The 23,375-nt window shown below is 42.5% G+C and carries 22 protein-coding genes and 1 pseudogene; 8 read left to right on the plus strand and 15 right to left on the minus strand.

Annotated features, from left to right (window positions below; all coding sequences use genetic code 11):
* Positions 1-162: 162 nt before the first annotated feature.
* Positions 163-1,179, minus strand: a complete 1,017-nt coding sequence (locus tag NSP_RS06965) for a GUN4 domain-containing protein (protein ID WP_006197955.1) — start codon at positions 1,177-1,179, stop codon at positions 163-165.
* Between the two features lie 134 nt (positions 1,180-1,313).
* Positions 1,314-1,802, minus strand: coding sequence for a hypothetical protein (locus tag NSP_RS06970; RefSeq protein WP_006197954.1), 489 nt, complete (start codon positions 1,800-1,802; stop codon positions 1,314-1,316).
* A gap of 183 nt (positions 1,803-1,985) precedes the next feature.
* Between NSP_RS06970 and NSP_RS06975 the strand changes: the two genes are divergently transcribed.
* Both NSP_RS06975 and NSP_RS06980 read left to right on the plus strand, forming a co-directional pair.
* Positions 1,986-2,303, plus strand: coding sequence for a 2Fe-2S iron-sulfur cluster-binding protein (locus NSP_RS06975; RefSeq protein ID WP_006197953.1), 318 nt, complete (start codon positions 1,986-1,988; stop codon positions 2,301-2,303).
* Positions 2,304-2,513: 210 nt separating this feature from the next.
* Positions 2,514-2,696, plus strand: coding sequence for a hypothetical protein (locus NSP_RS06980; protein ID WP_006197952.1), 183 nt, complete (start codon positions 2,514-2,516; stop codon positions 2,694-2,696).
* 30 nt (positions 2,697-2,726) lie between these two features.
* Here NSP_RS06980 and NSP_RS06985 read toward each other — a convergent pair whose 3' ends face one another.
* The gene (locus NSP_RS06985) at positions 2,727-3,083 is read right to left on the minus strand and encodes a hypothetical protein (protein ID WP_006197951.1); all 357 of its coding nucleotides are present in this window, start codon (positions 3,081-3,083) and stop codon (positions 2,727-2,729) included.
* A 156-nt stretch (positions 3,084-3,239) separates the two neighbouring features.
* Positions 3,240-3,521: a hypothetical protein gene (locus NSP_RS06990; RefSeq protein WP_006197950.1), complete on the minus strand. Its 282-nt coding sequence runs from the start codon at positions 3,519-3,521 to the stop codon at positions 3,240-3,242.
* Between the two features lie 91 nt (positions 3,522-3,612).
* On the opposite strand from NSP_RS06990, the gene NSP_RS06995 reads away from it, so the two are divergent.
* Positions 3,613-4,677 (plus strand): DUF3326 domain-containing protein, encoded by a 1,065-nt coding sequence (locus NSP_RS06995; RefSeq protein WP_006197949.1) that lies wholly within the window; start codon positions 3,613-3,615, stop codon positions 4,675-4,677.
* 56 nt (positions 4,678-4,733) lie between these two features.
* Positions 4,734-5,324, plus strand: a complete 591-nt coding sequence (locus NSP_RS07000) for a CPBP family intramembrane glutamic endopeptidase (protein ID WP_006197948.1) — start codon at positions 4,734-4,736, stop codon at positions 5,322-5,324.
* Between the two features lie 196 nt (positions 5,325-5,520).
* On the opposite strand, the gene NSP_RS07005 is transcribed toward NSP_RS07000, so the two are convergent.
* Together NSP_RS07005 and purN are read right to left on the minus strand one after the other, a co-directional pair.
* Positions 5,521-6,435 carry a DUF4351 domain-containing protein gene (locus NSP_RS07005; protein WP_006197947.1) on the minus strand — a complete coding sequence of 305 codons (915 nt, stop codon included), beginning with the start codon at positions 6,433-6,435 and terminating at the stop codon, positions 5,521-5,523.
* Positions 6,436-6,501: 66 nt separating this feature from the next.
* The gene (gene purN, locus NSP_RS07010; RefSeq protein WP_006197946.1) at positions 6,502-7,158 is read right to left on the minus strand and encodes a phosphoribosylglycinamide formyltransferase; all 657 of its coding nucleotides are present in this window, start codon (positions 7,156-7,158) and stop codon (positions 6,502-6,504) included.
* 24 nt (positions 7,159-7,182) lie between these two features.
* Here purN and NSP_RS07015 point away from each other — a divergent pair, with 24 nt between their 5' ends.
* Positions 7,183-8,064, plus strand: coding sequence for a carbohydrate ABC transporter permease (locus NSP_RS07015; RefSeq protein ID WP_006197945.1), 882 nt, complete (start codon positions 7,183-7,185; stop codon positions 8,062-8,064).
* A 337-nt stretch (positions 8,065-8,401) separates the two neighbouring features.
* Here NSP_RS07015 and NSP_RS23940 read toward each other — a convergent pair whose 3' ends face one another.
* The 4 genes from NSP_RS23940 to NSP_RS07040 form a co-directional block, all read right to left on the minus strand.
* Positions 8,402-8,782 carry a response regulator gene (locus NSP_RS23940; protein ID WP_071984267.1) on the minus strand — a complete coding sequence of 127 codons (381 nt, stop codon included), beginning with the start codon at positions 8,780-8,782 and terminating at the stop codon, positions 8,402-8,404.
* The gene (locus NSP_RS07030) at positions 8,767-8,979 is read right to left on the minus strand and encodes a hypothetical protein (protein ID WP_006197568.1); all 213 of its coding nucleotides are present in this window, start codon (positions 8,977-8,979) and stop codon (positions 8,767-8,769) included. The genes NSP_RS23940 and NSP_RS07030 overlap by 16 nt, the downstream gene beginning before the upstream one ends.
* Positions 8,980-9,094: 115 nt before the next feature.
* A complete protein-coding gene (locus NSP_RS07035; protein ID WP_006197569.1) occupies positions 9,095-9,847 on the minus strand; it encodes a lipoate--protein ligase family protein in 753 nt (250 codons plus the stop codon).
* Between the two features lie 110 nt (positions 9,848-9,957).
* Positions 9,958-10,425: a YbjN domain-containing protein gene (locus tag NSP_RS07040; protein WP_006197570.1), complete on the minus strand. Its 468-nt coding sequence runs from the start codon at positions 10,423-10,425 to the stop codon at positions 9,958-9,960.
* Positions 10,426-10,920: 495 nt separating this feature from the next.
* On the opposite strand from NSP_RS07040, the gene NSP_RS07045 reads away from it, so the two are divergent.
* The 3 genes from NSP_RS07045 to NSP_RS07055 all read left to right on the plus strand — a co-directional run bounded on the left by NSP_RS07045 (position 10,921) and on the right by NSP_RS07055 (position 14,658).
* Positions 10,921-12,963, plus strand: coding sequence for an FHA domain-containing protein (locus NSP_RS07045; protein WP_006197571.1), 2,043 nt, complete (start codon positions 10,921-10,923; stop codon positions 12,961-12,963).
* Between the two features lie 41 nt (positions 12,964-13,004).
* Positions 13,005-13,454: a hypothetical protein gene (locus NSP_RS07050; RefSeq protein WP_006197572.1), complete on the plus strand. Its 450-nt coding sequence runs from the start codon at positions 13,005-13,007 to the stop codon at positions 13,452-13,454.
* Positions 13,455-14,124: 670 nt separating this feature from the next.
* On the plus strand, positions 14,125-14,658 hold the full coding sequence (locus NSP_RS07055) for a YHS domain-containing (seleno)protein (protein WP_006197573.1): 534 nt from the start codon (positions 14,125-14,127) through the stop codon (positions 14,656-14,658).
* A 1,117-nt stretch (positions 14,659-15,775) separates the two neighbouring features.
* Here the strand turns inward: NSP_RS07055 and NSP_RS07060 are convergent.
* From NSP_RS07060 to NSP_RS07080, 5 genes and pseudogenes are all read right to left on the minus strand, one after another.
* On the minus strand, positions 15,776-17,329 hold the full coding sequence (locus NSP_RS07060) for a WD40 domain-containing protein (RefSeq protein ID WP_006197574.1): 1,554 nt from the start codon (positions 17,327-17,329) through the stop codon (positions 15,776-15,778).
* A gap of 783 nt (positions 17,330-18,112) precedes the next feature.
* Positions 18,113-19,524: pseudogene (locus tag NSP_RS27360) on the minus strand (trypsin-like peptidase domain-containing protein).
* A gap of 455 nt (positions 19,525-19,979) precedes the next feature.
* Positions 19,980-20,846, minus strand: a complete 867-nt coding sequence (locus NSP_RS07070; RefSeq protein ID WP_006197576.1) for a S1 family peptidase — start codon at positions 20,844-20,846, stop codon at positions 19,980-19,982.
* Positions 20,847-20,870: 24 nt separating this feature from the next.
* A complete protein-coding gene (locus tag NSP_RS07075) occupies positions 20,871-21,437 on the minus strand; it encodes a COP23 domain-containing protein (RefSeq protein ID WP_006197577.1) in 567 nt (188 codons plus the stop codon).
* Between the two features lie 196 nt (positions 21,438-21,633).
* Positions 21,634-23,268 carry a serine/threonine-protein kinase gene (locus tag NSP_RS07080; RefSeq protein ID WP_231859548.1) on the minus strand — a complete coding sequence of 545 codons (1,635 nt, stop codon included), beginning with the start codon at positions 23,266-23,268 and terminating at the stop codon, positions 21,634-21,636.
* Positions 23,269-23,375: the final 107 nt, after the last annotated feature.

Raw genomic sequence — 23,375 nt, forward strand, 5'->3', positions numbered from 1 at the left:
GAGTGTGAAAGTTAATTAAATGTAACGGCTAAAAGAAAGCTAGAAAAATAAACTTTTGACTTTTGACTTCCCCAACATGGTAGCTAGGTATCGGAATTCAGAAATGTTGATTCTACCGTGCTTAGGGGGCTTGTAATAAATTTTAATAAATTTCGGAAAGCCTTAGATGTTACACTTTACAAGTCTCGATGCGAGATAAGAGAAAGAAAATCCTTTTACACAATCATACGGCCACGACGGTAAGGTATACACGTCTCTCAAGAGCGACGAGAGCGACGGTGAGGTATAAACGTACGTCCCAAAAAAATCCTGAGGTGAACAAAAAAAGAGGTATTGAACGGGCAGGTGTCCTACGGGTGATGAGGTATCAAAAGTAACGCACTCGTACTCGATCCACGAACGTGGAAAGATAAATAAGAAATTCGCTCTCCATTTTACGCGATCGCCAAACTTCTCATCGGCTTTTTCGTAATACTTGCCGTCTACTTCTCCGCCCACGCTCAAGTATATGTCCCTCTGGACGCTGAAGCCAAAGTGTCCATCACTATATTTTACCCACAAACGGTTAATTGTGCGTAAGTCTGTGCAAGGAAAATTTAAGAGTTCGTTATAAGTGAAGTAATGGCCTTCTTCTTTATCTACTGCTTTAATCATCACCCGATAGGTTTCTTTGTCGGCTTCCTTCCAGTTTTTTGCTGCTAGTAGGTCGCGCAGTCTGGTGTAGTCTATCCCTTTTTCCGACTCTCGATCACCGATTTTTTTCTTGGCTTGCTGGATAATATAATCAATCCCTTTTTCGCTACTGATTGCCAACCAATTCTTTATTTGCTCATGTTCTTGTGGGTGTAAGTCTTTAATTGTTTGCATATTTATATTATGCAAAATAGGCAGAATATTATTAGTTGTTAATATCTGATTAAACTCAAGAAAAGTCCATTCTTTGTGTTTATCAAAGTAACTGGGACTAATTACCACAATACCATAGCTCGATTTTTTTAGACCTTCCGTAATTTTTTGTTGTAAGTTGTCTCCCCAGTACAGTTCATTTTTGTCGTACCATACTTTATATTGTGCATCGGTTAGTTCATTGTATAATTTTTCTACAAATGTTTCTTTATCTTCTGACGCATGGCTAAGAAATATATCAAATCTTTTTTTGAATATGTTCCAATTGTCCATAAATATTCCTTGTTATTTCAATATCCGGTATTATTTAACAAGCTAAATAATTTTTTATAGAAATGTTTCATGCAACATCGCTACAAAGGTTTTTACATCAACAAAAACCATCGAATCACCAATGACTTTTATCACTACTCCACACCTGCAATTTTTGCCAATGCCTGGGCGTACTCTTCCAATTCACCCCGCAAAACTCCCAACTCACTTCGCAACTGGGGTTCCTCCGACCAATTCTGCTCATGTTCTTTGGGACTGACTTCCATCGGTCGTCTAGCTTCCCACGCTTGCAACAAGGGATGCCATTTAGCCAAAAACGGTCTTAAACCTTTATTTAACACAGCAATGGCAATTCCCCCCACAGAATCACGAGAAGCACCCACATCTGGCCCGGCGGCTTTGAGAACTTCGCGAGTTGTGCCAAATAAACTATAAAGCGAGTTCAACGCTTCCCGTACCAAACCCTGGTCAACTTCCAAAGACTGTACAGCAATGCGCGTCACCAATTCCACATACAGTGACCAAGAGGCTTCCTGTTCTTTTCGGTTAACTTTCCAAGCCATCGAACCCATGCCAAATGGCAGACTTACAGATACTGTCTGTAAGGAAACACGATCGCGCATAATAATCAGCAAATATAAGTAATTTCCTGATTATAGTAATTAATGTGACTATTCCACCAATTATTTAGAAATTAGTTGCTATGATTTTCAGTATTTAACCTAAATTTTTTTGTGAAATTTGAATATCTTTAATTAATTCAGATATAATAATAAATTTGTCCGTTGCATCACCTGAATTTATATATGTCCAACATTTACACCGTTGAAATTAACCACCAAGGCAAAATTTATACTTTACAAGTTCCTGAAGATGAAACTATCTTATCGGTGGCTGAAACTGCTGGTCTAGGTTTTCCCAATTCCTGCAATGCAGGAGTTTGTACAACTTGCGCTGGTCTAATTACTGAGGGAACTGTAGACCAATCTGATTGTATGGGCGTTAGTTCTGAACTGCAAGAACAAGGTTATGCTTTGCTTTGTGTTTCTTATCCCCGTTCTGATTTGAAAATTGAGACGGAAAAGGAAGACGTAGTTTATCAATTGCAATTTGGTAAAGGCTAATAATCAGTTATCAGTTATCAGTTATCAGTTATCAGTTATTTGATGACTGGTAACTGATTAGAAAGATGAACGAACCGCCTTCGCGTAGCGTATGCCCCCAGGGCGTTAGTCGCCAAGTTCGCCAAGAAAGGTGTGAGAAGATTTCAGGAGTGATTTAGGACTGTTATATTAAGTTATTCTAGAAATTGGACATATAAAGGACTTACCTCTATGACTATTCATTTTATTACCGCAGAAGTTGATTTGCAAGAAACTCCCACTGAGTTGGAAAAGGCAATTGAGGCTGAGTTGCAAAAGCAGGGTGAACCTCTACGTTGGGCGATTACTTCTGTGGATGAACCACAGCAAAAGGCTACTGTTGAAGCTGTTGTGACTACAGCAGCTTCTGAGTAATCAGTTATGAGTGATGAGTGCTGAAAATTCTCACTCATCATCCTCAATAAAAAAATCATCATCTTCTGCATAAGTTACTCTAATTGCATCTGTGTGAGGATAAAAAACTGTTTTCATTAATGACTCACACGGTTGTATTTTGTAGTCATCAAATCCATTACCTCCAAATAAATGAATCCTGGGAATTAGTTGTTTATTTACTGAATTAGGATATTCTGAAAAGTAGTACCAGTAAGCAAATACTTGTCCCACAGCGTGTTTCCAATTTTTAATATTTTTAACTTCAATCACTTCTTCATCTGTGATTAAGTCTGCTATTCCTACTAATAAATATGATTCATGGTCAATAATAGGTACTTCTCTCCTACCTCCTTCAATTTCCCACAAAGCTAATACACATTTCTTTTCTTCTTCACTTCTTTCTTGCTGCTTGTATTCTTGTTCTGCTTTGAATGTCTGTTCTAACTGGTTAATTTTTTCAGGTTTTAAATTAGAAAATAAAGGATTTAAGGGAGGCTTTTGTAAAATATTTTTAACAATTTTTTATAATTCTTCAAATTCATAATTATCGAATTCTGCAAAAATATCTCTTACTGTTTTGTATGGCGGATTTTGATTCCAACCTTGTCTTTTATTAGGCAATAATGCATCAAACGTATCACGGCAATGTTTTATTGATGCTTCTGCATAACCTAAAGCCTGAGAAACTTGACTATATACTTCTGTCCAATTATTGCATCCTAGCTCTGTCAAGGCGCGTTGATTAAATTTAGCCAGATATAAGGCAACAATATGGCTCTCTCTCTTGTTTGTGTTTTCCTTCATACTTTTACTTATGGAAACCCTGGGATTGTTATTTTCTTAGAGTTCCCTGTTCATAGCATCAACAAACATCAGTTTTATGCCAATATTTAGTATGCAACGTCCTTATACAGCGATTTTAATTATACCTACTGGGGTGGGGGCAGCGATTGGCGGTTATGCTGGTGATGCTTTGCCTGTAGCTAAGGTTATATCACAGGTGTGCGATCGCCTAATCACTCACCCCAATGTCCTTAATGGTGCTAGTTTATATTGGAATCTCCCTAACACTCTTTATGTGGAAGGTTACGGACTTGACAAATTTGCCTCTGGATGCTGGGGTTTACGCCCTGTTAGGAATAATAAAATCGGGTTGCTTTTAGACCAGGGTATTGAACCAGAATTACAACTGCGACACCTCCAAGCAGCCGACGCAGCTAGGGCTACCCTTGGTTTAACTCTCACAGATTATGTAGTGACTGATGCACCTTTAAACGTAGAATTACGCACTTCAGCATCCGGGGCGAGTTGGGGAACAATTGGCAACCCTGACAGCTTACTGAGGGCGGCGGAAATATTAATTAACAAAGCCGGGGCGGAAGCGATCGCAGTTGTCGCCCGTTTCCCCGATAATATGGATGAAGCAGCAGTACAAAATTATCGTCAAGGTCAAGGGGTAGACCCTTTAGCGGGTGCAGAAGCCGTAATTAGCCATTTAATCGTCCGCACCTTCAAAATTCCCTGCGCCCATGCTCCCGCCTTAGCCAGCGCCCCCCCAGAACCGAATTTATCGCCTCGTTCGGCTGCGGAAGAATTAGGTTATACTTTTTTACCATGTGTCCTTGTGGGCTTGAGTCGCGCCCCACAATTTATTATAAATAAAGAGTCAATGACAGCTTTCGCCGATGATATTTGGGCAGATCAAGTGGATTGTGCGATCGCACCGGCAAATGCCTGTGGTAGTAGTGCCTTAATCAGTTTAAACCAAAAGCGATGCCAAATTATCACTGTAGCAGAAAATAAAACTCTCATCCAAGTTCCCGCCCCAGCTTTAGGAATCACAGCTTTACAAGTAAACTCATATTTAGAAGCCGTGGGTGTATTAGTCGCCCACAAAGCAGGCATAAATCCCGCCGCCCTTAGTCCTCAAATATCCTCCTTACAACCAGTTATCATATAGTTTTCCCATTCCCCACTCCCCACTCCCCACTCCCCATTCCCTACCCCCAAAAAATCGTGGTTGAACAACAAAATCAAGAACCAGAAATTCCCTATTTGACACGTACCCAAGTATTAGTAGCTATGGGAGTGACTGCAATCCTGTTATGGCTAGTCGCCAGGGTGTGGTTAAACTATGGCAATTTTTACTTATTAAGATGGTACTGGTCATCAACAGATGTACTCTTAGGCTTAGGGCTAGGGTTAATTATTACAACCTTAAGTGGTTTAGCTTATCGATTTTACCCTGCCTACCGTCAAAGCGCAGACTATTATCTGGATATAGTTATCAAGCCTTTAGCTTTACCCGATTTGATTTGGTTGGGCTTACTCCCAGCGTTAAGTGAAGAACTGTTATTTCGGGGTGTGATGCTGCCAGCTTTAGGCTTAGATAATGTCGCTGTAATTGTATCTAGTCTCGCTTTTGGGATTTTGCATCTCAGTGGCCCCCAACAATGGCCTTATGTAGTGTGGGCAACTATTATTGGGTTAATGCTAGGGTTTAGTGCCTTATTAACTGGTAACTTGTTAGTGCCAATTGTTGCCCACATGATTACAAATTGGGTTTCTGGCTGTTTCTGGAAATTCCGCCAAGTCAAAACAGCTTAAACTTTTGTTTACGGGGATTCAAACCCCCGTTGACCGAAGCGATTTTAGATTTTAGATTTTAAATTTTGGATTATGAAAATCTAAAATCCAAAATTAAGTGACCCCACAAAAATCCGGTTCCCTCCTCGCTTGCACCGGATGGTTAGGGAGGGGTTCTTTTTATGCATCTTTATATAAAATTGGTATCACTACTATCTTATAACCTTTGTTGCTCTAACCAGTTGATTAAGTCATCTAAAGTTTGCAAATCAAAAATTGCGTCTGCTAGACTTTCGATTTGTTGTGAAGATAATTCATTAATTCGGCTTTCTATAGCAGGGGTAATATGATTAAATCGCCGCTTTAGTAGTTTTTTAACAATTTTTTGTTCTCCTTGTTCAATACCCTTTTCAATACCCTTTTCCATCCAACTAGTCACTATTTCCATGATTTTTTCCTCCTCAATTAAATGAGCTTGGTGTAGTTCAGCGTTTAATTCTTGCTCTTCAGTTGTGTTTAATTTGAGATAAGTGTCAATAAAACCAGAAATTAATTCTATTTTAGCAGGGTTTAATTGCAGCGTAACTAACATCCTTAAGCATTCTAGCTTAACTCTCATTCTCTCTTCTGGTTGAAAGTTCATTTTTGCCATTAAGGCGGCAGCTACGGGATTTGGTTTGTTTAAAAAACTTCGCCAGTTGAGATTATTTAATTGAATGGCAACATAGTTAAATTCTAAAATCTTGCGCTGGGGAAAGTTAACTACATATTGGCTTTTTTCTGGTCTTTTGGGTTCGTCGTATGAGAATATAACTATAGGGAAAATTGGCATTAAAAATTTGGCATCTAAACGGGCGAAGTAATGAAACATACGCCGTTCAATTTCTTTTTGATTGTATGCTTGGTTTTCTATGTGAATCAGAAAATAACTGTCTTCTCCTCTCCATTTGACCTGCGCTAATAAGTCTACTCTTCTTTTTTCTCCTGTGGTGACATCGGTAAATATTTCTTCTGTTAAAAAATTGAGGCTGTCTTGTGTAACGTACTCTAAAACTTCTGGTAAAAAAAGTTCTATAAATTCCCAAAAGAATGTTTGGATTAATTCTTTAAATAGTCTATCGTGATCTATCATTTGAGTGATGTTGGTTTCTGAGTTTAGGGGATGTTTGCAAAGTGCTTGGCGGTGATTTTAGTCAGTTCACTGTTGACTGATTTCCCGTGCCGCAGCCAGTGCGATCGCCTGTGGTAAAATTAGATGTTCTTGAATTTGAATCCTGGTGTGCAGTGTTTCTACTGTGTCATCTGGTAAAATCGGCACAGCCGCTTGGATTAATATCGGGCCGCTGTCTACTTCCAAACACACTAAATGGACAGTACAGCCAGTAATTTTGACTCCAGATGCTAAAGCTTGTTCGACAGCGTTAATACCTTTAAAACTCGGTAACAAACTGGGATGAATATTAATGATTTTATCTGGAAAGGCATCAATTAAAACTGGTGTCACCAAACGCATCCAACCAGCCATAATTACCCAATCAACATCATATTGCTGCAAAGTATTGACAATTTGCCCGTCAAATGCTTCCCGGTTTGTATATTCGCGGTGATTTAATAATACAGCTTCCACACCGTGATTAGCTGCGCGGATGGGAGCTTTCGCTTTAGGGTTATTATAAATTAAAACTTGAATTTGGGCGTTTAGTTGTTGATCTGCGATCGCTTGAGCAACAGCTTCAAAATTACTCCCACTACCAGAAGCCAAAATCCCCAGTTTTAAAGGAGTGCTTTGATCAGATGGGCAAATGCTCAGACTGGGAGCAACCAGGCTAACGGTAGAATCAAGGCGGAGAGTCATAAGAGCAAAGAGGAAAAATGATAAATGCCAAAAACAGATACTAAGTCTTGGTTAGATAATGATACATTTGCCGCTTGGACTTTTCTTTCCCCAGCACTGATTTTACTAAGTATCTTCATCATTTGGCCGATAGCCTATCTGTTCTACCTCAGTTTTACGGCTGGAAGTTTCACCTCATCAGGTACGACTTGGGTAGGGTTAAGAAATTATTGGCGCTTGCTACTTACCCCAGATTTTTGGCAAGTCTTGGGTAACACTATTTATTTTACCGTTGCCACAGTCATTCCCAGCTTAGTGATTCCCTTAGCCCTAGCAGTATTATTAGACAAATCTCTCGCCTTGCGGGGACTGCTGCGGAGTGCCTACTTTCTGCCTTCAATTATCTCCCTAGTAGCTGCTGGTTTAGGCTTTCGCTGGCTATTTCAAACCGATGGACCCGCCAACGCATTTTTAGACTTTTTTGGAATTGCGCCCATTCCTTGGCTAGGAAGTACAACTTGGGCAATGCCGGTACTAATTGTCTTGAGTATTTGGAAGCAATTAGGCTTTAATATGGTAGTCTTCTTAGCAGGATTGCAAGCAATTCCCCCCAGTCGCTATGAAGCAGCCGAACTAGATGGTGCAAATGCTTGGCAGCAATTTTGGCACGTTACCCTGCCCGGATTGCAACCTACAATGATATTTGCTACCGTTACCACAGCCATTTTTACATTACGCAGTTTTGAACAGGTTTATGTAATTACAGGTGGTGGTCCCCTAAATTCAACTAACTTGCTAGTTTATTACATTTACCAAGAAGCATTCGCGCAATTTGACTTTGGATACGCAGCAGCCGCAGCCACAGTACTCTTAGCCTTTACCTTAGTCTTTGTGTATTTGCAATTACAAACTTGGGGAGATGAATAAGAGGCAGGGGGGGGAAGAGGCAGGGGGGCAGGGTGCAGGGTGCAGGGGGGAGAAGAGGCAGGGGGGCAGGGTGCAGGGTGCAGGGGGGGGAAGAGGCAGGGGGGCAGGGTGCAGGGTGCAGGGGGGGGAAGAGGCAGGGGGGCAGGGTGCAGGGTGCAGGGGGGGGAAGAGGCAGGGGGGCAGGGTGCAGGGTGCAGGGGGGAGAAGATTGTAACTTCCCAATGACTAATGACTAATGACTAATGACCAATGACCAATGACCAATGACCAATGACCAATGACTAATGACTAATGACTAATGACCAATGACCAATGACCAATGACCAATGACCAATGACTAATGACTAATGACTTTTTTCCCAGCCAGTCTAGCAACGGCTGCAACTAATTCCGCAGGTTCGGCTGGCTTAGTGACGTGCATTTGAAAGCCTGCGGATATTGCTTGTTGCTGATTATATTCTCCCGCATAGGCGGTAAGAGCGATCGCAGGTGTGTTTCCCCCTTCTTCTGATGTCCAGCTTCTGACTTGACGCATCAGCATATAACCATCCATTTCCGGCATTCCAATATCGCTTAATAGAACATCTGCCTTTGATTCTGGCAGAGTTTGGAGTGCTTCAATTGCTGATGAAACTGAGATGACTTCTGCTCCTTCTTCTTCGAGGACAAAGCAAATAAAGTCTCGCGAATCAAGGTCATCATCTACAACTTGAATAATTGTTTTAAGGTTTCTGGGAGGTTGGTGATTTCTTGGATTAGGTCATCGGGGCTAAAGCCAAACATATTCAGAATAACAAGAATTACAAAAATTGCGATCGCACTACTCAGAAATGTCTTGAATACTTTCAGAAAAGCTCGGAAGATGATTAAGGCGACTATTAAGGCTGCAATTAAAATAATTATATTTGTGGGCATAAGTCAATTGGTTTCAATAAATCTTTGTAATTTGACCTGATTAGTGTTTTTCAACGCAGAGTCACGCGGAGTCCTCGCAAAGTCACGCAGAGTTTTTGTGGAGAATGGTTAAAGTTTAGGATGAGGGTTTGGCGAGAATTTCATCCCATTCAGACTGGGAGAGGGGTTGTACTTCTATCTGTATCGCAAAACAATCACACGCTGCGGTAATTAAAGCAGCAATAATCTTGTCTAAACTTAAATTTTCGGGTAGTTGTATACTCGTAAAAGATTCTTTACCAAAGACTTGAGTAAATAATTCTGCATCTGGCTGTAAACGGATGGAACCATGTTGCAAAATCACCTCACCCCGTCGCAGTTGGGCGCTACCAATGAGTTTACCTCCATCTGGTAACACTAAATCTGCACTTGTAGCTGTACCAAAACAGTTAGGGTTGTGGATATAACCCCGCCCAGCTGTACCGTAGAGCAATTGTACACCAAGCGATCGCCATCCTTGAATTAAAAATTCACAAATCTTTTCATATATCTGGAAACGGCTACCAGGTATTCTAGACGTAATCACCGCATAAGTTAAATCACCTTGATGTAGAACCGCCCTACCGCCAGTAGGACGACGCACCAAATCTAGTTTTTGTCCTCGCCAAGTCAAATTTTGCCAAAATTCCGGGTATTGACGTTGATGATAGCCGAGAGAAATTGCAGGTGGCGACCAAGTGTAAAATCGCAGAGTTGGGGGATGCTTTCCAGATTTGTGCTGTTCTAACAACCATCTGTCAATCGCCATCTGCACATCACCATTCGCTTCTAGCAACGGAATTAGTCGCCAAACCTGCTTACCATCAAAGTTTTCAATTGGGTTCAACACTAATATTTCCAGATTTAATCTTGTGGGGGAGGGCAAGGACTGCCCGCCCTTGTGTATCTAACTTACATGAAATATCCTGTATATTGCCCCAATATTGTGAACATAACACCCTAAGCCAAACCAAACTCAGCTTGTAAAACTTCATCATTTTCATCAGCAATAGTAGCCACAATGGTAACAAGCCGTGAGACTTCCGCCGGAGATAAATCTTCGAGAGTGCGGGTTGATATCACCACCACCCGATTTTCAATAATCCCAAAACGGGCTTCTAAGGTGTTGGAGCAGTTCATTTCCAAAAGATGTCGCATCAACTTGAGTTCCTCTTTGGCTGGTAAGTTTAGCACCGCCGACCAAACTGTGATAGTATCCTCATCGCTTTCTCCAGTCAGTTGGATAAAAACTTCCACACTCCCGTACTTAAATTTCCACAGATAACCATCCTTTGGGTTGTGGCTTACCATTGCGCTATCATCTTGTTCTAGAGTACCGATAACGTTTTCAATTACTTCCACATGGTTGACACTCACCGTATCTGAGTTGAATTCACTGCTGGGTAGGGTTTCTTGGTAGTTTGTCATACAGATTTTTTTCCCGATTTGGTTAACGCTTCATCTACACATACTTTATAGCCTGTGGGCAAGGTTCGTTGTAGCTTCTTGAGTAATACCAAAATCAGGTAGTTTTTTAAAGTAATCAATATAGATCAAAGTATACCGAATTAGACTCCCAAGACTGCCGCCTTTTCTGCCCGCTTCACATCGCAGATGGCTAGTCGCTAAAGTGGGGGAAATGCTGTCGTACCTGCACCTGGGGGATATAATTATTACCTTTCTTGAAATTCAGTCGTCAAGGTTCTGTTAGGAGCCTTATCTCTCATCCCTAAGTGTTTTTACTTATTTCGCTAAAACGAACCGCACTGTATATTGATCGTATATAATTTATCAGCCTTTCATAGCTAATTATTCAGAGTCTAGAGCATTTTGTGCGATTTATAGATATAGATATTGATCTGAAATACTTCGATAACTAGCTATTTAGTAAGACCTCAGCGTGTAGATAGGAGCATCAAACCCATGCAAATCAAACTGATTTCCGAAAATAAAGTGACAGAGGAGCAGGAAGAACAGGTTTTCACACTACCAGTAGCCATCGGGCGAGATATCACTCAACTTCCTGCTGTAGTGAATGGTGAACCGGTGTCTCCTGTCGTTTTATTAGACTCTAGTAAGCAAATTTCTCGGCTTCATGCTCAGATTAGCTTAGAAAACAATCAACTTTATCTTGAAGACAAGAGTGCCAATGGTACTGAACTCAACGGTAAAAAGGTACTCAAAGAACGTCGCATTTTAAACAGTGGGGATAGACTGAGAATAGGAAACTATACCATTACCGTTCTCCTCATTCAAGCTGGAGACCCGGATGCGACAGTTGTATTTGAAAGCACTTCAACAATTTTTAATCCCCAATCTGAGGTCATTTCAGCATCCAGTGTCCAGTCCTCAGCAAGTCCTCAATCATCCATTACTTTTAACACCTACACAGGTATTTTAGAACAGCAAACTGCTGCATCGAGTGAACCCTCCGGTTTCCCCTATTCGCTCAATTTTTGGCATGAACAACGGGTTTCCCTGGGGGCGATTAAGAGTAGTGGTTACTTAGTCAAAGAAACAGAATATGTTGCCTGCGGGGGAGGAATGGGCAGTTTTGTTTGGGTGGATATGTTGAGAATTGCGGGAGTTAAACGAGACGATATTAAGGTTTTGAGCATTCAAGACAAACCTTATAAACGCTATGAAACCTTACTCCGCAATTGCCAAATTCCCCGATATAAACGGATTCGTTCTGGGTCTGACTCCTGTCCTGACAATATTTGGGGATGGCCAGGATATGCGCTGCGAGATGCTTGGAGAGGAGTTTTTTCTGGACAAGTTAGTGCAGCATTAGGATTTTTGTGGCAGGTTTTTGCGGAACCAATTCATGCAGATACCTATACTCCTCGTGCTAAAGACGTATTTGAGTCAATGGACCGAGAAGGCGATCGCATTAGTTGGAATAAAATGTTGGAACATGGCAGTATTCGCAGCCTGCGTCAAACCGAAGATGGGCGCTATTGTATTGCCTATTGTGCTTCCCCCCAAGATGAAAAGAACCCCCAATTTTTAATAGCTAAATATGTCCATCTCTGCACAGGTTATCCAGGCATTAAACTATTACCCGATTTAGAAAAATATCGTCAAGAACATCCAGAAGAAACAGGAGATGAAAAAACCGTCGTTCAAGGTTATGAACCCCATGATCATATTTATCAGCAATTAGAAAAAAAAGGTGGAACCATCTTCCTGCGAGGCTCTGGAATTGTGGCATCACAAGTCTTAGACCGATTGTATGCAGCCCAGAAAATCAAGCCTAGTATTAAAGTCATTCATTTAAACCGAGAACCTCGCAAAGGAAATCAATTTGATCTAGCCAAACGCCATGTCGAAAATGATTGGGAATTTCAGCCTTTTAACTGGCCCAAAGGCACTTGGGGCGGTGATATGCGGACAATGTTAGAAGAAGCTAACCCCTTACGGCGAAGGGAACTATTACAAGGTTGGGGTGGAACAACAACAGCCAGTCGCAAAGAATGGCGAGACATTATTCAGCAGGGAAAAAAGCAACAATGGTATGAAATTCGTTATGGTTTAGTCACAAAATTAGAACGTAATCCTCAAGGTGGAGTAGTCACCCATTTAGTCACCAACAAAGGTCAACAAACTGTTCCTGCTGATTTTGTCATTGATTGTACAGGGTTGGTTTCAGACCCCTTAGAAAGTCCGTTTTTGAAAGATTTAATTGAGCATTATGACTTAGATTTGAACCCCGAAGGACGTTTCCATGTGGAAAATAATTTTGAAATTAAAAAAGTCCGAAATGATCGTTCTCGCGTATATGCAGCCGGAATAATCACATTAGGAGGTCCCTATGCACCAGTGGATACATTTTTAGGATTACAATATGCTGCCCATCGGTCAGTAGAAGCCTTAGCAGCAGTTAAAGCCCCAGGAATCCGCTATATTCAGGGGTTTTATTCCCTTGGGCAATGGCTAAAATGGGCGCTGAATATCAAACCTTAAACTTTCCTTCAAACCTTAGCTGATTCTATTCTAATATCATCATGACTCCAACTTTATTCGGACGCTGGCAAACGCGAATTTTTCTGTTAGCAACAGTGGGGATGTTAATTTCCTTGCCTTTCTATGGGGGATATTTAGGACATAAATTTGATTTAGTTTATTTTTGGATTGTCTTTTATGTGGGATTATTTGGCATCGGTTGGGATGTATTGTATGATTACCTGCAAAAATATATGTGGGATCATGACTGGCCTGGAGTATTCCAATTTTATGCCGGCGTTGTCGAGGGCGTAGTTTTGGCTTTAATAATTGCCAATATCGGTTTACCCCACATTCCCAAGAGTAAATTTGATTTAATTACATTTATTCAACATTATGGTTTAGTGTGGTTAGGGGTTTATTTATCCGCTTGGGTAGTCATGCGGTTGTTATTTCCCCGTTGGCGCTTTCGAGGCGGAGAATGGATTGGGAAATGGCCGAGAATTTCTTGAGGATTTGTGGGACCCATAAAGGGTTTCCAGCCCTAAAAACATGATTTAACCGGAAATCCAGTTCCCCTCCTCGCTTGCGGGGCTACGGTGTACACACAAGTGATCTGATCCCCCTAAATCCCCCTTAAAAAGGGGGACTTTAAGAAATTTTCCCCCCTTCTCAAGGGGGGTTAGGGGGGATCGAAACGCTGTTAGGCAACTTGATAAGACTTGTGTGTACACGGTAGCGCTTGCGAGGAGGGGCTAGGGGTGGGGTGTTATGACACAAAAGAGAATTTCCCGACTTGTGTGTACACGGTAGCCTTCTCAAGGGGGGTTAGGGGGGATCAATAAGTGCCTAAAATCACAGCCGATCACTTTTCAAACAACCTCTAAGAGGATGTTTGAAAAGTCCTATTGTTGGTAGCAAGACATTCTAGATCCCCCTAAATCCCCCTTAAAAAGGGGGACTTTGATGACCGATCCCCCCTTCTCAAGGGGGGCTAGGGGGGATCAATAAGTGCCTAAAATCACAGCCGATCACTTTTCAAACAACCTCTTAGACCTCTGGTGAAAAATCATTTAGACACTTCCAGAAAACGGATATTTAATTTTCACCAGAGGTTTATTGATAATTTTGTATTCCTTCCAGAGAGCGAAAAAGCTCCCACCACGCTACTTCAAATAAACTATGAATCACCAAAATTTTGCTGCTTTAACCACATCCTCACTGTTGATAGTTGGATTGGCTGTAGGTTGTCGTTCCAATTCAACCCTTGAAACCGTTGTTCCTAGCCTCCAACCAGCAGTTCATGCCAACATGGTTAGCAGAGTCTTTGATGCAGAAAATTCTCTTGCTTTGAAAGGCTTTGATCCAGTTGCCTATTTTCAACAAGGAAAACCAATTTCTGGTAATCCTAATTTTACCTATCAATGGGCAAATGTCAATTGGCGATTTTCAACCGCAGAAAATCGCGATTTATTTGCTAAAAATCCCGAAAAATACGCCCCTCAATATGGAGGGTTTTGTGCTTGGGCTGTCAGCCAAGGGTATACTGCACCCATTGACCCCAATGCGTGGAAAATTGTCGAAGGAAAACTCTACTTAAATGCTGACCTCAGAATTCAAAAACGCTGGGAAAGAGATATCCCAGGAAATATTAAAAAAGCCGATAAAAATTGGCCTGGTTTAGCTCAGAAAATTCGACCTCAAAATAGAACCTGAGCTACTCACACTTTAATATTATAAATCTTGTGGGCTGGGAAAAGATGCCAGCCCTTGTGTACCTAACTCAGATCCTGCTATATAAAACCTAGACAAAACTAGACTTTACTTTCTACTTCAACGGGAGCATGGGAGCAGTTATCCCTCAGTAGACTTTCACGCCTTAGCCAGACGCGATTGTGTTCCAATTAAGTTTCTGAAAAAGACTACCACCATCATTGCTTGGTTTTCGCGTCGGCAATAGTCTCAATTCAATACTTGATATCACCGTATTATATATCAAGTAGTTGATTTTTTCCTAAAATATATATTGATTTTTGTCAATATAAGTATAGTTTTGTCTATGAAATTGTCAACTTAGGACTTGCTCAGTGTAGGGTGGGTTAGCGACAGCGTAACCCACCAGACGTAGGTTGGGTTGTAGCTTGCTTCCCCGTAGGGGTACAAAGTTATATAAAGTTCGCTTAAAAATATATTTTTGTAGGTTGGGGAGCCACTGCTTTGGGCGGTTTTCCCGACTTGTAGCACGTGGCGTTTGAACAAAGTGAAACCCAACATTTTCACAGTCCGTTGCAACGACCTTCTGCTATAAGACAGAGAATTGATTCTCTGGCGGGGCTGTAGGCGCATATTTACTGTTGACACTCCCCGACCTAAAGGTGCGGGGATTCTTGGTTCAACGAGTCCACTTAGATTAGACTCCTTGCGGTATCTAACCCAGAGGTGGTTCTCTCCCCAAGCGTTAACTTTCCCCCTGCCCGGAGGTAGTTGCGTTACCGCAAATTTTGTTTGAGTTAAATTCTGTGTCGTCTAGTACCTGTAAATCTTTTACCTACTTCCAGGTGATACTAGAACTACGAAGTAGAACCCCATAGATTTAGTTGTCAAGGTACAGATTGCCGTGAGGCACTTGGGTTTTTATACAGGTTAATTACCGTTCCTGTGAGAATTATTCTACCACAAAGTCACCGAGGCGTAAACGCCTTAGCCGGCTTTCATCCCTTGTCTAAAGCACGTTTAAGTTTTTCCGCCATGCTCCAAAACTTAACCTCAAGGGTTTTCAGCCTATTTTCTTATAAATTGTGACAAAAAATCTCAGTGTAACCCCTTAACGCCCCTACCGATCTTGCCACAGTTTGATTGTCTTGTCCGTACTCCCACTGGCTAAGGTGCGACCGTCGGGACTGAAGGCTACAGAGTTGACCGCTTCTGAATGTCCGGTCAAAGTAGCGACTTCCTGTTGGGTTTGCAGATTCCACAGTTTGATTGTCTTGTCCCAACTCCCACTGGCTAAGGTGCGACCGTCGGGACTGAAGGCTACAGAGTTGACCCCACCTGAATGTCCGGTGAAAGTAACGATTTGCTGTTGGGTTTGCAGATTCCACAGTTTGATTGTCTTGTCCCAACTCCCACTGGCTAAGGTGCGACTGTCGGGACTGAAGGCTACAGAGTTGACCCCTTCTGAATGTCCGGTGAAAGTAGCGATTTGCTGTTGGGTTTGCAGATTCCACAGTTTGATTGTCTTGTCCCAACTCCCACTGGCTAAGGTGCGACCGTCGAGACTGAAGGCTACAGAGTTGACCCCTTCTGAATGTCCGGTCAAAGTAGCGACTTCCTGTTGGGTTTGCAGATTCCACAGTTTGATTGTCTTGTCCCAACTCCCACTGGCTAAGGTGCGACCGTCGGGACTGAAGGCTACAGAGTTGACCCCTTCTGAATGTCCGGTCAAAGTAGCGACTTCCTGTTGGGTTTGCAGATTCCACAGTTTGATTGTCTTGTCCCAACTCCCACTGGCTAAGGTGCGACCGTCGGGACTGAAGGCTACAGAGTTGACAAAATAATCTGAATGTCCGGTCAAAGTAGCGATTTGCTGTTGGGTTTGCAGATTCCACAGTTTGATTGTATTGTCCCAACTCCCACTGGCTAAGGTGCGACCGTCGGGACTGATGGCTACAGATTCGACCAAATCTGAATGTCCAGTCAAAGTAGCGAGAAGGGTGGGATTTGCCCAAGGAACTACTGCGGCGATGCTCTCTAAATTTGGGATTTTTTCAATGGGGATTCCCCGCACTCCTTTGGCGTAACCGCTGCTTTCTGGCTGACCATAAATCCCAATCACAAATCCCCATGTATTTAATATTGGTCCTCCACTGACTCCTTTTCTGGGTTGACCAGTGAAAAGCAAATCGGATTCTCCCCTTCCTCCCTCACTCATTTGAGCGGGGATGAAAAAATAACGTCGCTCTTGAACATTAGACCTGGAAGGGACTGGAAACCCGGCAAAATAAACCCTGGCTCCTGGTTTGACCGCGCTAGAATCGGCAACCTGAGCAACAGGATAATTTCTGCTACTGCTAAACTTGATTAAAGCTAAATCTAATTTCCCCAGGCGCTGACTACTTTCAGCCCGGTATTGCTGTCCATCGGGAGCGGTGAGGTCACGTCCCCCCGGCTTTTCAACCACATGATAGGCGGTGAGGACAGTGTAAGTGTTACCTTGTCGGTTAATAATCACTCCCGAACCTTCACCGTCTAATCCGCCAATCATCACGGTGATTTGTTTGGCGATCTCATTGACTTGTACACTGGTTGGGGCAGAAACAGCTTGCCACTGCACTAAAGCCACGGTTGCTGTTCCTAAAATGACCCCTAATCCTGGGGAGAATTTCATCGTTATTTCTCAGTTACAACTGTTTTTGATGATACCCCGGAAAGCCGGTTTTCTCCCCCACCGCATTTAGTCTCAACGTAGTTTTCAAAGTCTAAACGTAGGTTGGGTTAAGCGCAGCGCAACCCAACGCTGCCAATGATGTTGGGTTTCCTTACGTCAACCCAACCTACAATTTTTTGCACTGTTTTAAGCCTGTCACGCCAGTAGGTTGGGTTAAGGCAATGATGTTGGGTTTCCTTACGTCAACCCAACCTACAATTTTTTGCACTGTTTTAAGCCTGTCACGCCAGTAGGTTGGATTAAGCGCAGCGCAACCCAACGAAGCAAACCAAATATCGGGTAAAGTTGGGTTATGCCTTCGGCAAACTACGTTAACGTGTCCTTGCTCCGCAACGCTGACGCGAACAACCCAACCTATATTTACTTGCCACGCCAGTAGTCCTAACGCACCGAAAATCTAGAATGGTGCGTTGCGCTACGCGACAACACACCCTACAAAAAAAGATTTGGGGCTTTGCTGAATCAGAGTATGAAATGCCAAAATTACCTTGATTTTTCTTTGTACCTTTGCGCCTTTGCGCCTTTGCGTGTTAGCGGAGCGGGGCGTAGCCCAACAAATTCATATTTGAAATCAGCAACGCCAGATTTGGAGTAATTTCATGATTTGTGTGTACACCGTAGCTTAAAAAGGGGGGGAAACCTCTCAAAGTCCCCCTTTTTAAGGGGGATTTAGGGGGATCTAAAACTTTTTGCCACCGACAATAGGACTTTTAAAACATCCTCTTACCGGTTTTGCCAAATTTGGATTGTCCCGTCCAAACTCCCACTGGCTAAGGTGCGACCGTCGGGACTGATGGCTACATATGAATGTCCGGTGAAAGTAGCGATTTCCCCTTGGGTTTGCAGATTCCACAGTTTGATTGTCCAGTCCCCACTTCCACTGGCTAAGGTGCGACCGTCGGGACTGATGGCTACAGAGAGGACCGATTCTGAATGTCTCGTCAAAGTAGCGATTTCCCCTTGGGTTTGCAGATTCCACAGTTTGATTGTCTTGTCATCACTTCCACTGGCTAAGGTGCGACCGTCGGGACTGATGGCTACAGACCTGACCGCTTGTGAATGTCCGGTCAAAGTAGCGATTTCCCCTTGGGTTTTCGCAGATTCCACAGTTTGATTGTCTTGTCATCACTTCCACTGGCTAAGGTGCGACCGTCGGGACTGATAGCTACAGACCAGACCCATTCTGAATGTCCGGTGAAAGTAGCGATTTGCTGTTGGGTTTGCAGATTCCACAGTTTGATTGTGTTGTCACTACTCCCACTGGCTAAGGTGCGACCGTCGGGACTGATGGCTACAGAAGAGACCCAATCTGAATGTCCGGTCAAAGTAGCGATTTCCCCTTGGGTTTGCAGATTCCACAATTTGATTGTCTTGTCATTACTCCCACTGGCTAAGGTGCGACCGTCGGGACTGATGGCTACAGACCTGACCCCTTCTGAATGTCCCGTCAAAGTAGCACCGAGGGTGGGATTTCCCCAAGGAACTACTGCGGCGATGCTCTCTAAATTTGGGATTTTTTCAATGGGGATTCCCTGGACTCCTTCTGTGTCCAAATCGTCTTCCGCTTTGCCATAAATCCCAATCACTAATCCCCGCTCATCTAAGATTGGCCCTCCACTCACTCCCGGTTTGGGTTGACCCGTAAAAAATAAATCGTATCCTAGTATTTCTCCCGTTCCTCGCGAGCTGAGTTGAGCCGGAATGAATAAATAAGTTCTCGAACCTGGAGCAACCGGAAAACCGGCATGATATACTTTCGCCCCTTCTTCAACTGTGCTAGAATCGATAACCTGAGCAATAGTATAATTTCTGCTACTGGTAAACTTTAATAAAGCTAAATCTAATTCCCCCAGGCGCTGACTTCTTTCAACGGGGTATTTCTGTCCGTCGGGAGTGATAATATCATACACCCCCGGCTTTTTAATCACATGATGAGCAGTGAGGACAGTGTAGGTGTTACCTTTTCGGGCTACAATCACTCCCGAACCTTTACCGTCTAATCCGCCAATCATCACAGTGATTTGTTTGGCGATATTATTGACTTGTACAGGGGCTAAAGTTGAAATAGCTTGCCACTGCACTAACGCCAAGGTTGCTGTCCCTAAAATTACCCCTAATCCTTGGGAGAATTTCATAGTTATTTGTGAGTTAAAAAGGTAAGTTAAGCTACGCTATAACCAGTATAAGGGCGTTTGGAGGGTGGTTGTATATTCCTCTTTTATGACTCTGATGCCAGAAAAAACAGTAGCGACTGTCTTGATTGAGTAGGTAGAAGAACCCCACCCCCAACCCCCTCCCCGCAAGCGAGGAGGGGGCTATGATATATGTGATTTAAATTTCTGGTTGTGCAGCCTGTCGCTTACGGGTGATCTGCCTGTGGATGGTATCATATTGCTGAACGGATGCAGCACGGAAGAAAACACCAAAACTATTTTATGTCTCAATACAGTTCAGTTAGAGCTAAAAACCTTTTATAACTTAAAAAACTCTTTGAAACCCTCTTTCCTTTGTGTCCTTCGTGCCTTCGTGGTTCGTTTTTTCTTAATTTTGGGTCAGTTCTGTCCTTAACTGAACCGTATTGTTTTATGTCTTATTTGTGAGGATTTATGGGGTTTTGGGTGAGTTTTTCAAAGTGGAATAGTTGAATCGCCGTTTCCATAGGAATCGCCCAACTGTATTCACTCATCTTTGCTCGCTCTGCGTTGGTGGGGTAGGAACCATCTTGAAAAATATAAGGGTCGCCCCAATTTGGGTGAGCATGGAGTCCATTCATCCCCACTAATCCCCCGGCACAATTCAATACAGGACCGCCACTCATGCCTTTTTCTACATCATTGGTGTAGCCAATTCTGTATCCTCCTTCTAGGGCTTTATCCAGCACCCATTCAATTTGACCTCGTTTAATCACAAACTCCGCGCCATCTGAAGATTTTCTGGCACTATTGTTCAGGGGAAAACCGCCAGCTATCACCGAATCTCCCACTGAGGTTTTTTTCCCTAGTTGAGCAACGTCGTAGTCTAAGTTACCAGCGTCAAACTGCAATAAGGCTAAGTCATTTCCCTGGAGTTGTGTTTTGGCTACAACTGAGGTGGCGGTGTGAATTTTCCCGTCTGGAGTTTCTATAAAATAGGGAGCTTCACCCGCTTGTAAAACATGGTTATTGGTGATGACGCGATAGGTTGATTCTTCTGTTGAATGTTGTCTGTTAACCAGAATACCAGAACCCAATAGGCGATCGCGATTACTGATGGGACTACTCAGAACCTTAACTGTGATTAAACGAGCTTGTTGTTCAACTTTTTCTTGCCCAAAGCAGGAATTAACTCCCGAAAAAGGCGGTTTTTGAGCTGACGGCACTTCGACTTTGCTTCCCAAAGGCAAAACCTCACCCTGCACTGTTGCAGAAACAGAGACAGCCATAGCAACAACAGCAAGCATTCCCATGCGCCAACTCATTTCTTTTCCCCTGTTATCTCAGGTTTACCAGGCTTGCTCACCAGGTGGGTCACTGCTATCATTCAGAAATGCCTCAAAATTCACGCTGGCAAAGCCATCAGCACCGTTTTGAGGTTTAATGCGTCCTTCTTGATTGCCGCTAAGGAAAACAGGTTGACCCGATACCGTAATTCGGGTATTCAACAGTTGGTCTAGAACTTGGTCAGGGTTCCGATCCTTTGACACGGTAAGTAGAACGTTGCTACTGTTACAAGACTCCTGATTACTCCCCAACCCGCAGATAACAGGTTGATCATTGACTCTTCCAGCTTTGAGGACTCTCAGTTGACCTTTATCATGGAAGTCTTGGAAGCGATTAGCCACTTCTTGGCAACGTCTCCGGGGTGTCAATGTATCATTAATCCAGCTATTATCTGTCCAAGCAATTAAGGGAACAATACCTCTGGGGTTACGCACCATCGTTGTGGGATAGTCATTACTCAAACCACAGAAAAACTGCCGACTTTGGGCTGGGCTGGGTTGACTGCCCAGCAGCGTGGCACTGAAGGCTAAAGCAAGGGCAGTCAAAGGCGCTGCCGGGTTATTTTTCATGAGTATAGACCTATGGAATTGACCTACGTATTCAGAGACTTGGATAGTAAAAATAGCTAACACTTTAACCCACCATTTAAAAAATAATACATTCTCATCTAGATGTCAACGCTAGGTTGTTATAGTTATGGCGGGCAAGATGTCCACACTACCTATTGGGATTAAATGCTAAACACACCCTTTCATCATCAATCTTCTACCATAATTCAACAGGAGGTATAAAGGATTTAATCATCGTTTGTTCTACAGGGGTGAGAAATTGATCATAGAGTTTTTCTTCGGCTCGATAAGTCAGAACATAAGCTTTTTGATGATCAATAATCCAAACTTGCATTGCTTTAAATTTAACGTTATAGATGCTATCTTGCCCCATATAAACGACTTGATATCCCTCGCGCTGATGGAGTTTTATCGATTGAGATTTGAGGATTTTAACATCTTTAGCTGATGCTTGAATTTGTTGGATAGCCAAGTTCGTATAATCTTTTAAAGTCTCCGATTGCGATAAATCTTCTATATTGATGAGGAATTCTGGAGACAAGGGAGATGGGATGATATCTTTAGGGACAATTCGGGCAATAGTCCATCCTGTTAGTGGACTAGCTTGTTGTTCTTGAAGCTGCCAATTTTCTGGATATTGTATTTCCATTCCAGATGTTGTATCTTTAAAAGATAAACTGGTACTGAATGAAATCATTGGTTGGAAGATCCGGGGATAAAGCTTTATTGAAACACCAATAATTATCAGAAATAATGCTGTTCCCAGTACAAATTTTAAAGCTTTATGTTTTGAAGGAATAATTGTTGTAACATCACCACCGCTATTACTGTTAGTGCTTTGATTATTAGATGTTATTCCAGTTTCACCTTCATTCAGAGCCGTTATCACCTCGCGGGCTGACTGAAATCGCTTCCTATGATCAGGGAGCAGCATTCGATCTAAAATGTTAGCTAAATTCTCATCAACAATCTGAGGATATTGTTTTCTCCAATACCATTGATTATTAATAGTATCGTGGAACTTATTCGGAGATTGACCTGTTAGCAATTCAACGCAAGAAGCAGCGAGTGCATATAAATCACTGGATGGATAAACTTGATGTTTGGCGCGTTGTTCTGGGGGAGCATATGCTGGAGTCCCAAACACTATAGATTTTACAGGAGAAGTCTCTCCTGTAATTACTTGCTTAACTGCTCCAAAATCAATTAAAACAAGCTTTTGCGTATCTCGCTCTCGAACAATATTACTAGGTTTAATGTCCCGATGAATCACCTGGTTCTTATCATCATGAATGAGTTGTAAAACGGGCAAAATTTGCTTTAATACATCCAAAATTTCTGCTTGCGAGAAGCGGCCTTTTTTCTTGAGTTCTTCACTTAAATCTTCACCTTCAATATATTGTTGAACTAAATAATTCAACTCTTTTTCAGGATATGAGTGGCTAGCAGGTGCAGTTAAGCAAAAATGATTATATAACGTAGGAATATTACCACTGTTATCGCCTAAAGACTCTAGAACTATAGCTTCCCGTTCAAAGGCTTCTTCGATTCCTTTAACAATCTTAGGATCATTATCTTTAATGTCTAATCGCTTGACAACACAGTGGCGTTGACTAATTGAATCTAAGTCAATGGCTTTAAAAGTAGCTCCAAATCCTCCCTGTGCCAAAGCTTCGAGAGGTTGATAACGTCTTTTCTCTTTTTTTAAGATTAAGGGCATCCCACAGGCTTGACAATACAGTGGTATTTCTGGGGTTATGCGAGGATTTAGGGACTCTGGGAAATGGTTTTCCGGCTCAGGGCAGTTCGGTCTGGTACAATGTATTTTCATGTAGATAATTTTTTCAAATTATATCAAAAGTATACCCATCCCAAACTAACTATCACATGAAAATGGGTCGCTTCTTATACATTTTGTTATGAGACAAAACCTGCGGA

The sequence above is a fragment of the Nodularia spumigena CCY9414 genome (assembly GCF_000340565.2).
GTDB lineage: Bacteria > Cyanobacteriota > Cyanobacteriia > Cyanobacteriales > Nostocaceae > Nodularia > Nodularia spumigena.

Bases quoted from the DNA above. Each gene is read 5' to 3' on its own strand.
- NSP_RS06965 (WP_006197955.1), bottom strand. From the start codon at position 1,179: ATGGACAATTGGAACATATTCAAAAAAAGATTTGATATATTTCTTAGC.
- NSP_RS06970 (WP_006197954.1), bottom strand. From the start codon at position 1,802: ATGCGCGATCGTGTTTCCTTACAGACAGTATCTGTAAGTCTGCCATTT.
- NSP_RS06975 (WP_006197953.1), top strand. From the start codon at position 1,986: ATGTCCAACATTTACACCGTTGAAATTAACCACCAAGGCAAAATTTAT.
- NSP_RS06980 (WP_006197952.1), top strand. From the start codon at position 2,514: ATGACTATTCATTTTATTACCGCAGAAGTTGATTTGCAAGAAACTCCC.
- NSP_RS06990 (WP_006197950.1), bottom strand. From the start codon at position 3,521: ATGAAGGAAAACACAAACAAGAGAGAGAGCCATATTGTTGCCTTATAT.
- NSP_RS06995 (WP_006197949.1), top strand. From the start codon at position 3,613: ATGCAACGTCCTTATACAGCGATTTTAATTATACCTACTGGGGTGGGG.
- NSP_RS07005 (WP_006197947.1), bottom strand. From the start codon at position 6,435: ATGATAGATCACGATAGACTATTTAAAGAATTAATCCAAACATTCTTT.
- purN (WP_006197946.1), bottom strand. From the start codon at position 7,158: ATGACTCTCCGCCTTGATTCTACCGTTAGCCTGGTTGCTCCCAGTCTG.
- NSP_RS07015 (WP_006197945.1), top strand. From the start codon at position 7,183: ATGCCAAAAACAGATACTAAGTCTTGGTTAGATAATGATACATTTGCC.
- NSP_RS07030 (WP_006197568.1), bottom strand. From the start codon at position 8,979: ATGCCCACAAATATAATTATTTTAATTGCAGCCTTAATAGTCGCCTTA.
- NSP_RS07040 (WP_006197570.1), bottom strand. From the start codon at position 10,425: ATGACAAACTACCAAGAAACCCTACCCAGCAGTGAATTCAACTCAGAT.
- NSP_RS07045 (WP_006197571.1), top strand. From the start codon at position 10,921: ATGCAAATCAAACTGATTTCCGAAAATAAAGTGACAGAGGAGCAGGAA.
- NSP_RS07050 (WP_006197572.1), top strand. From the start codon at position 13,005: ATGACTCCAACTTTATTCGGACGCTGGCAAACGCGAATTTTTCTGTTA.
- NSP_RS07055 (WP_006197573.1), top strand. From the start codon at position 14,125: ATGAATCACCAAAATTTTGCTGCTTTAACCACATCCTCACTGTTGATA.
- NSP_RS07060 (WP_006197574.1), bottom strand. From the start codon at position 17,329: ATGAAATTCTCCCCAGGATTAGGGGTCATTTTAGGAACAGCAACCGTG.
- NSP_RS07070 (WP_006197576.1), bottom strand. From the start codon at position 20,846: ATGAGTTGGCGCATGGGAATGCTTGCTGTTGTTGCTATGGCTGTCTCT.
- NSP_RS07075 (WP_006197577.1), bottom strand. From the start codon at position 21,437: ATGAAAAATAACCCGGCAGCGCCTTTGACTGCCCTTGCTTTAGCCTTC.
- NSP_RS07080 (WP_231859548.1), bottom strand. From the start codon at position 23,268: ATGAAAATACATTGTACCAGACCGAACTGCCCTGAGCCGGAAAACCAT.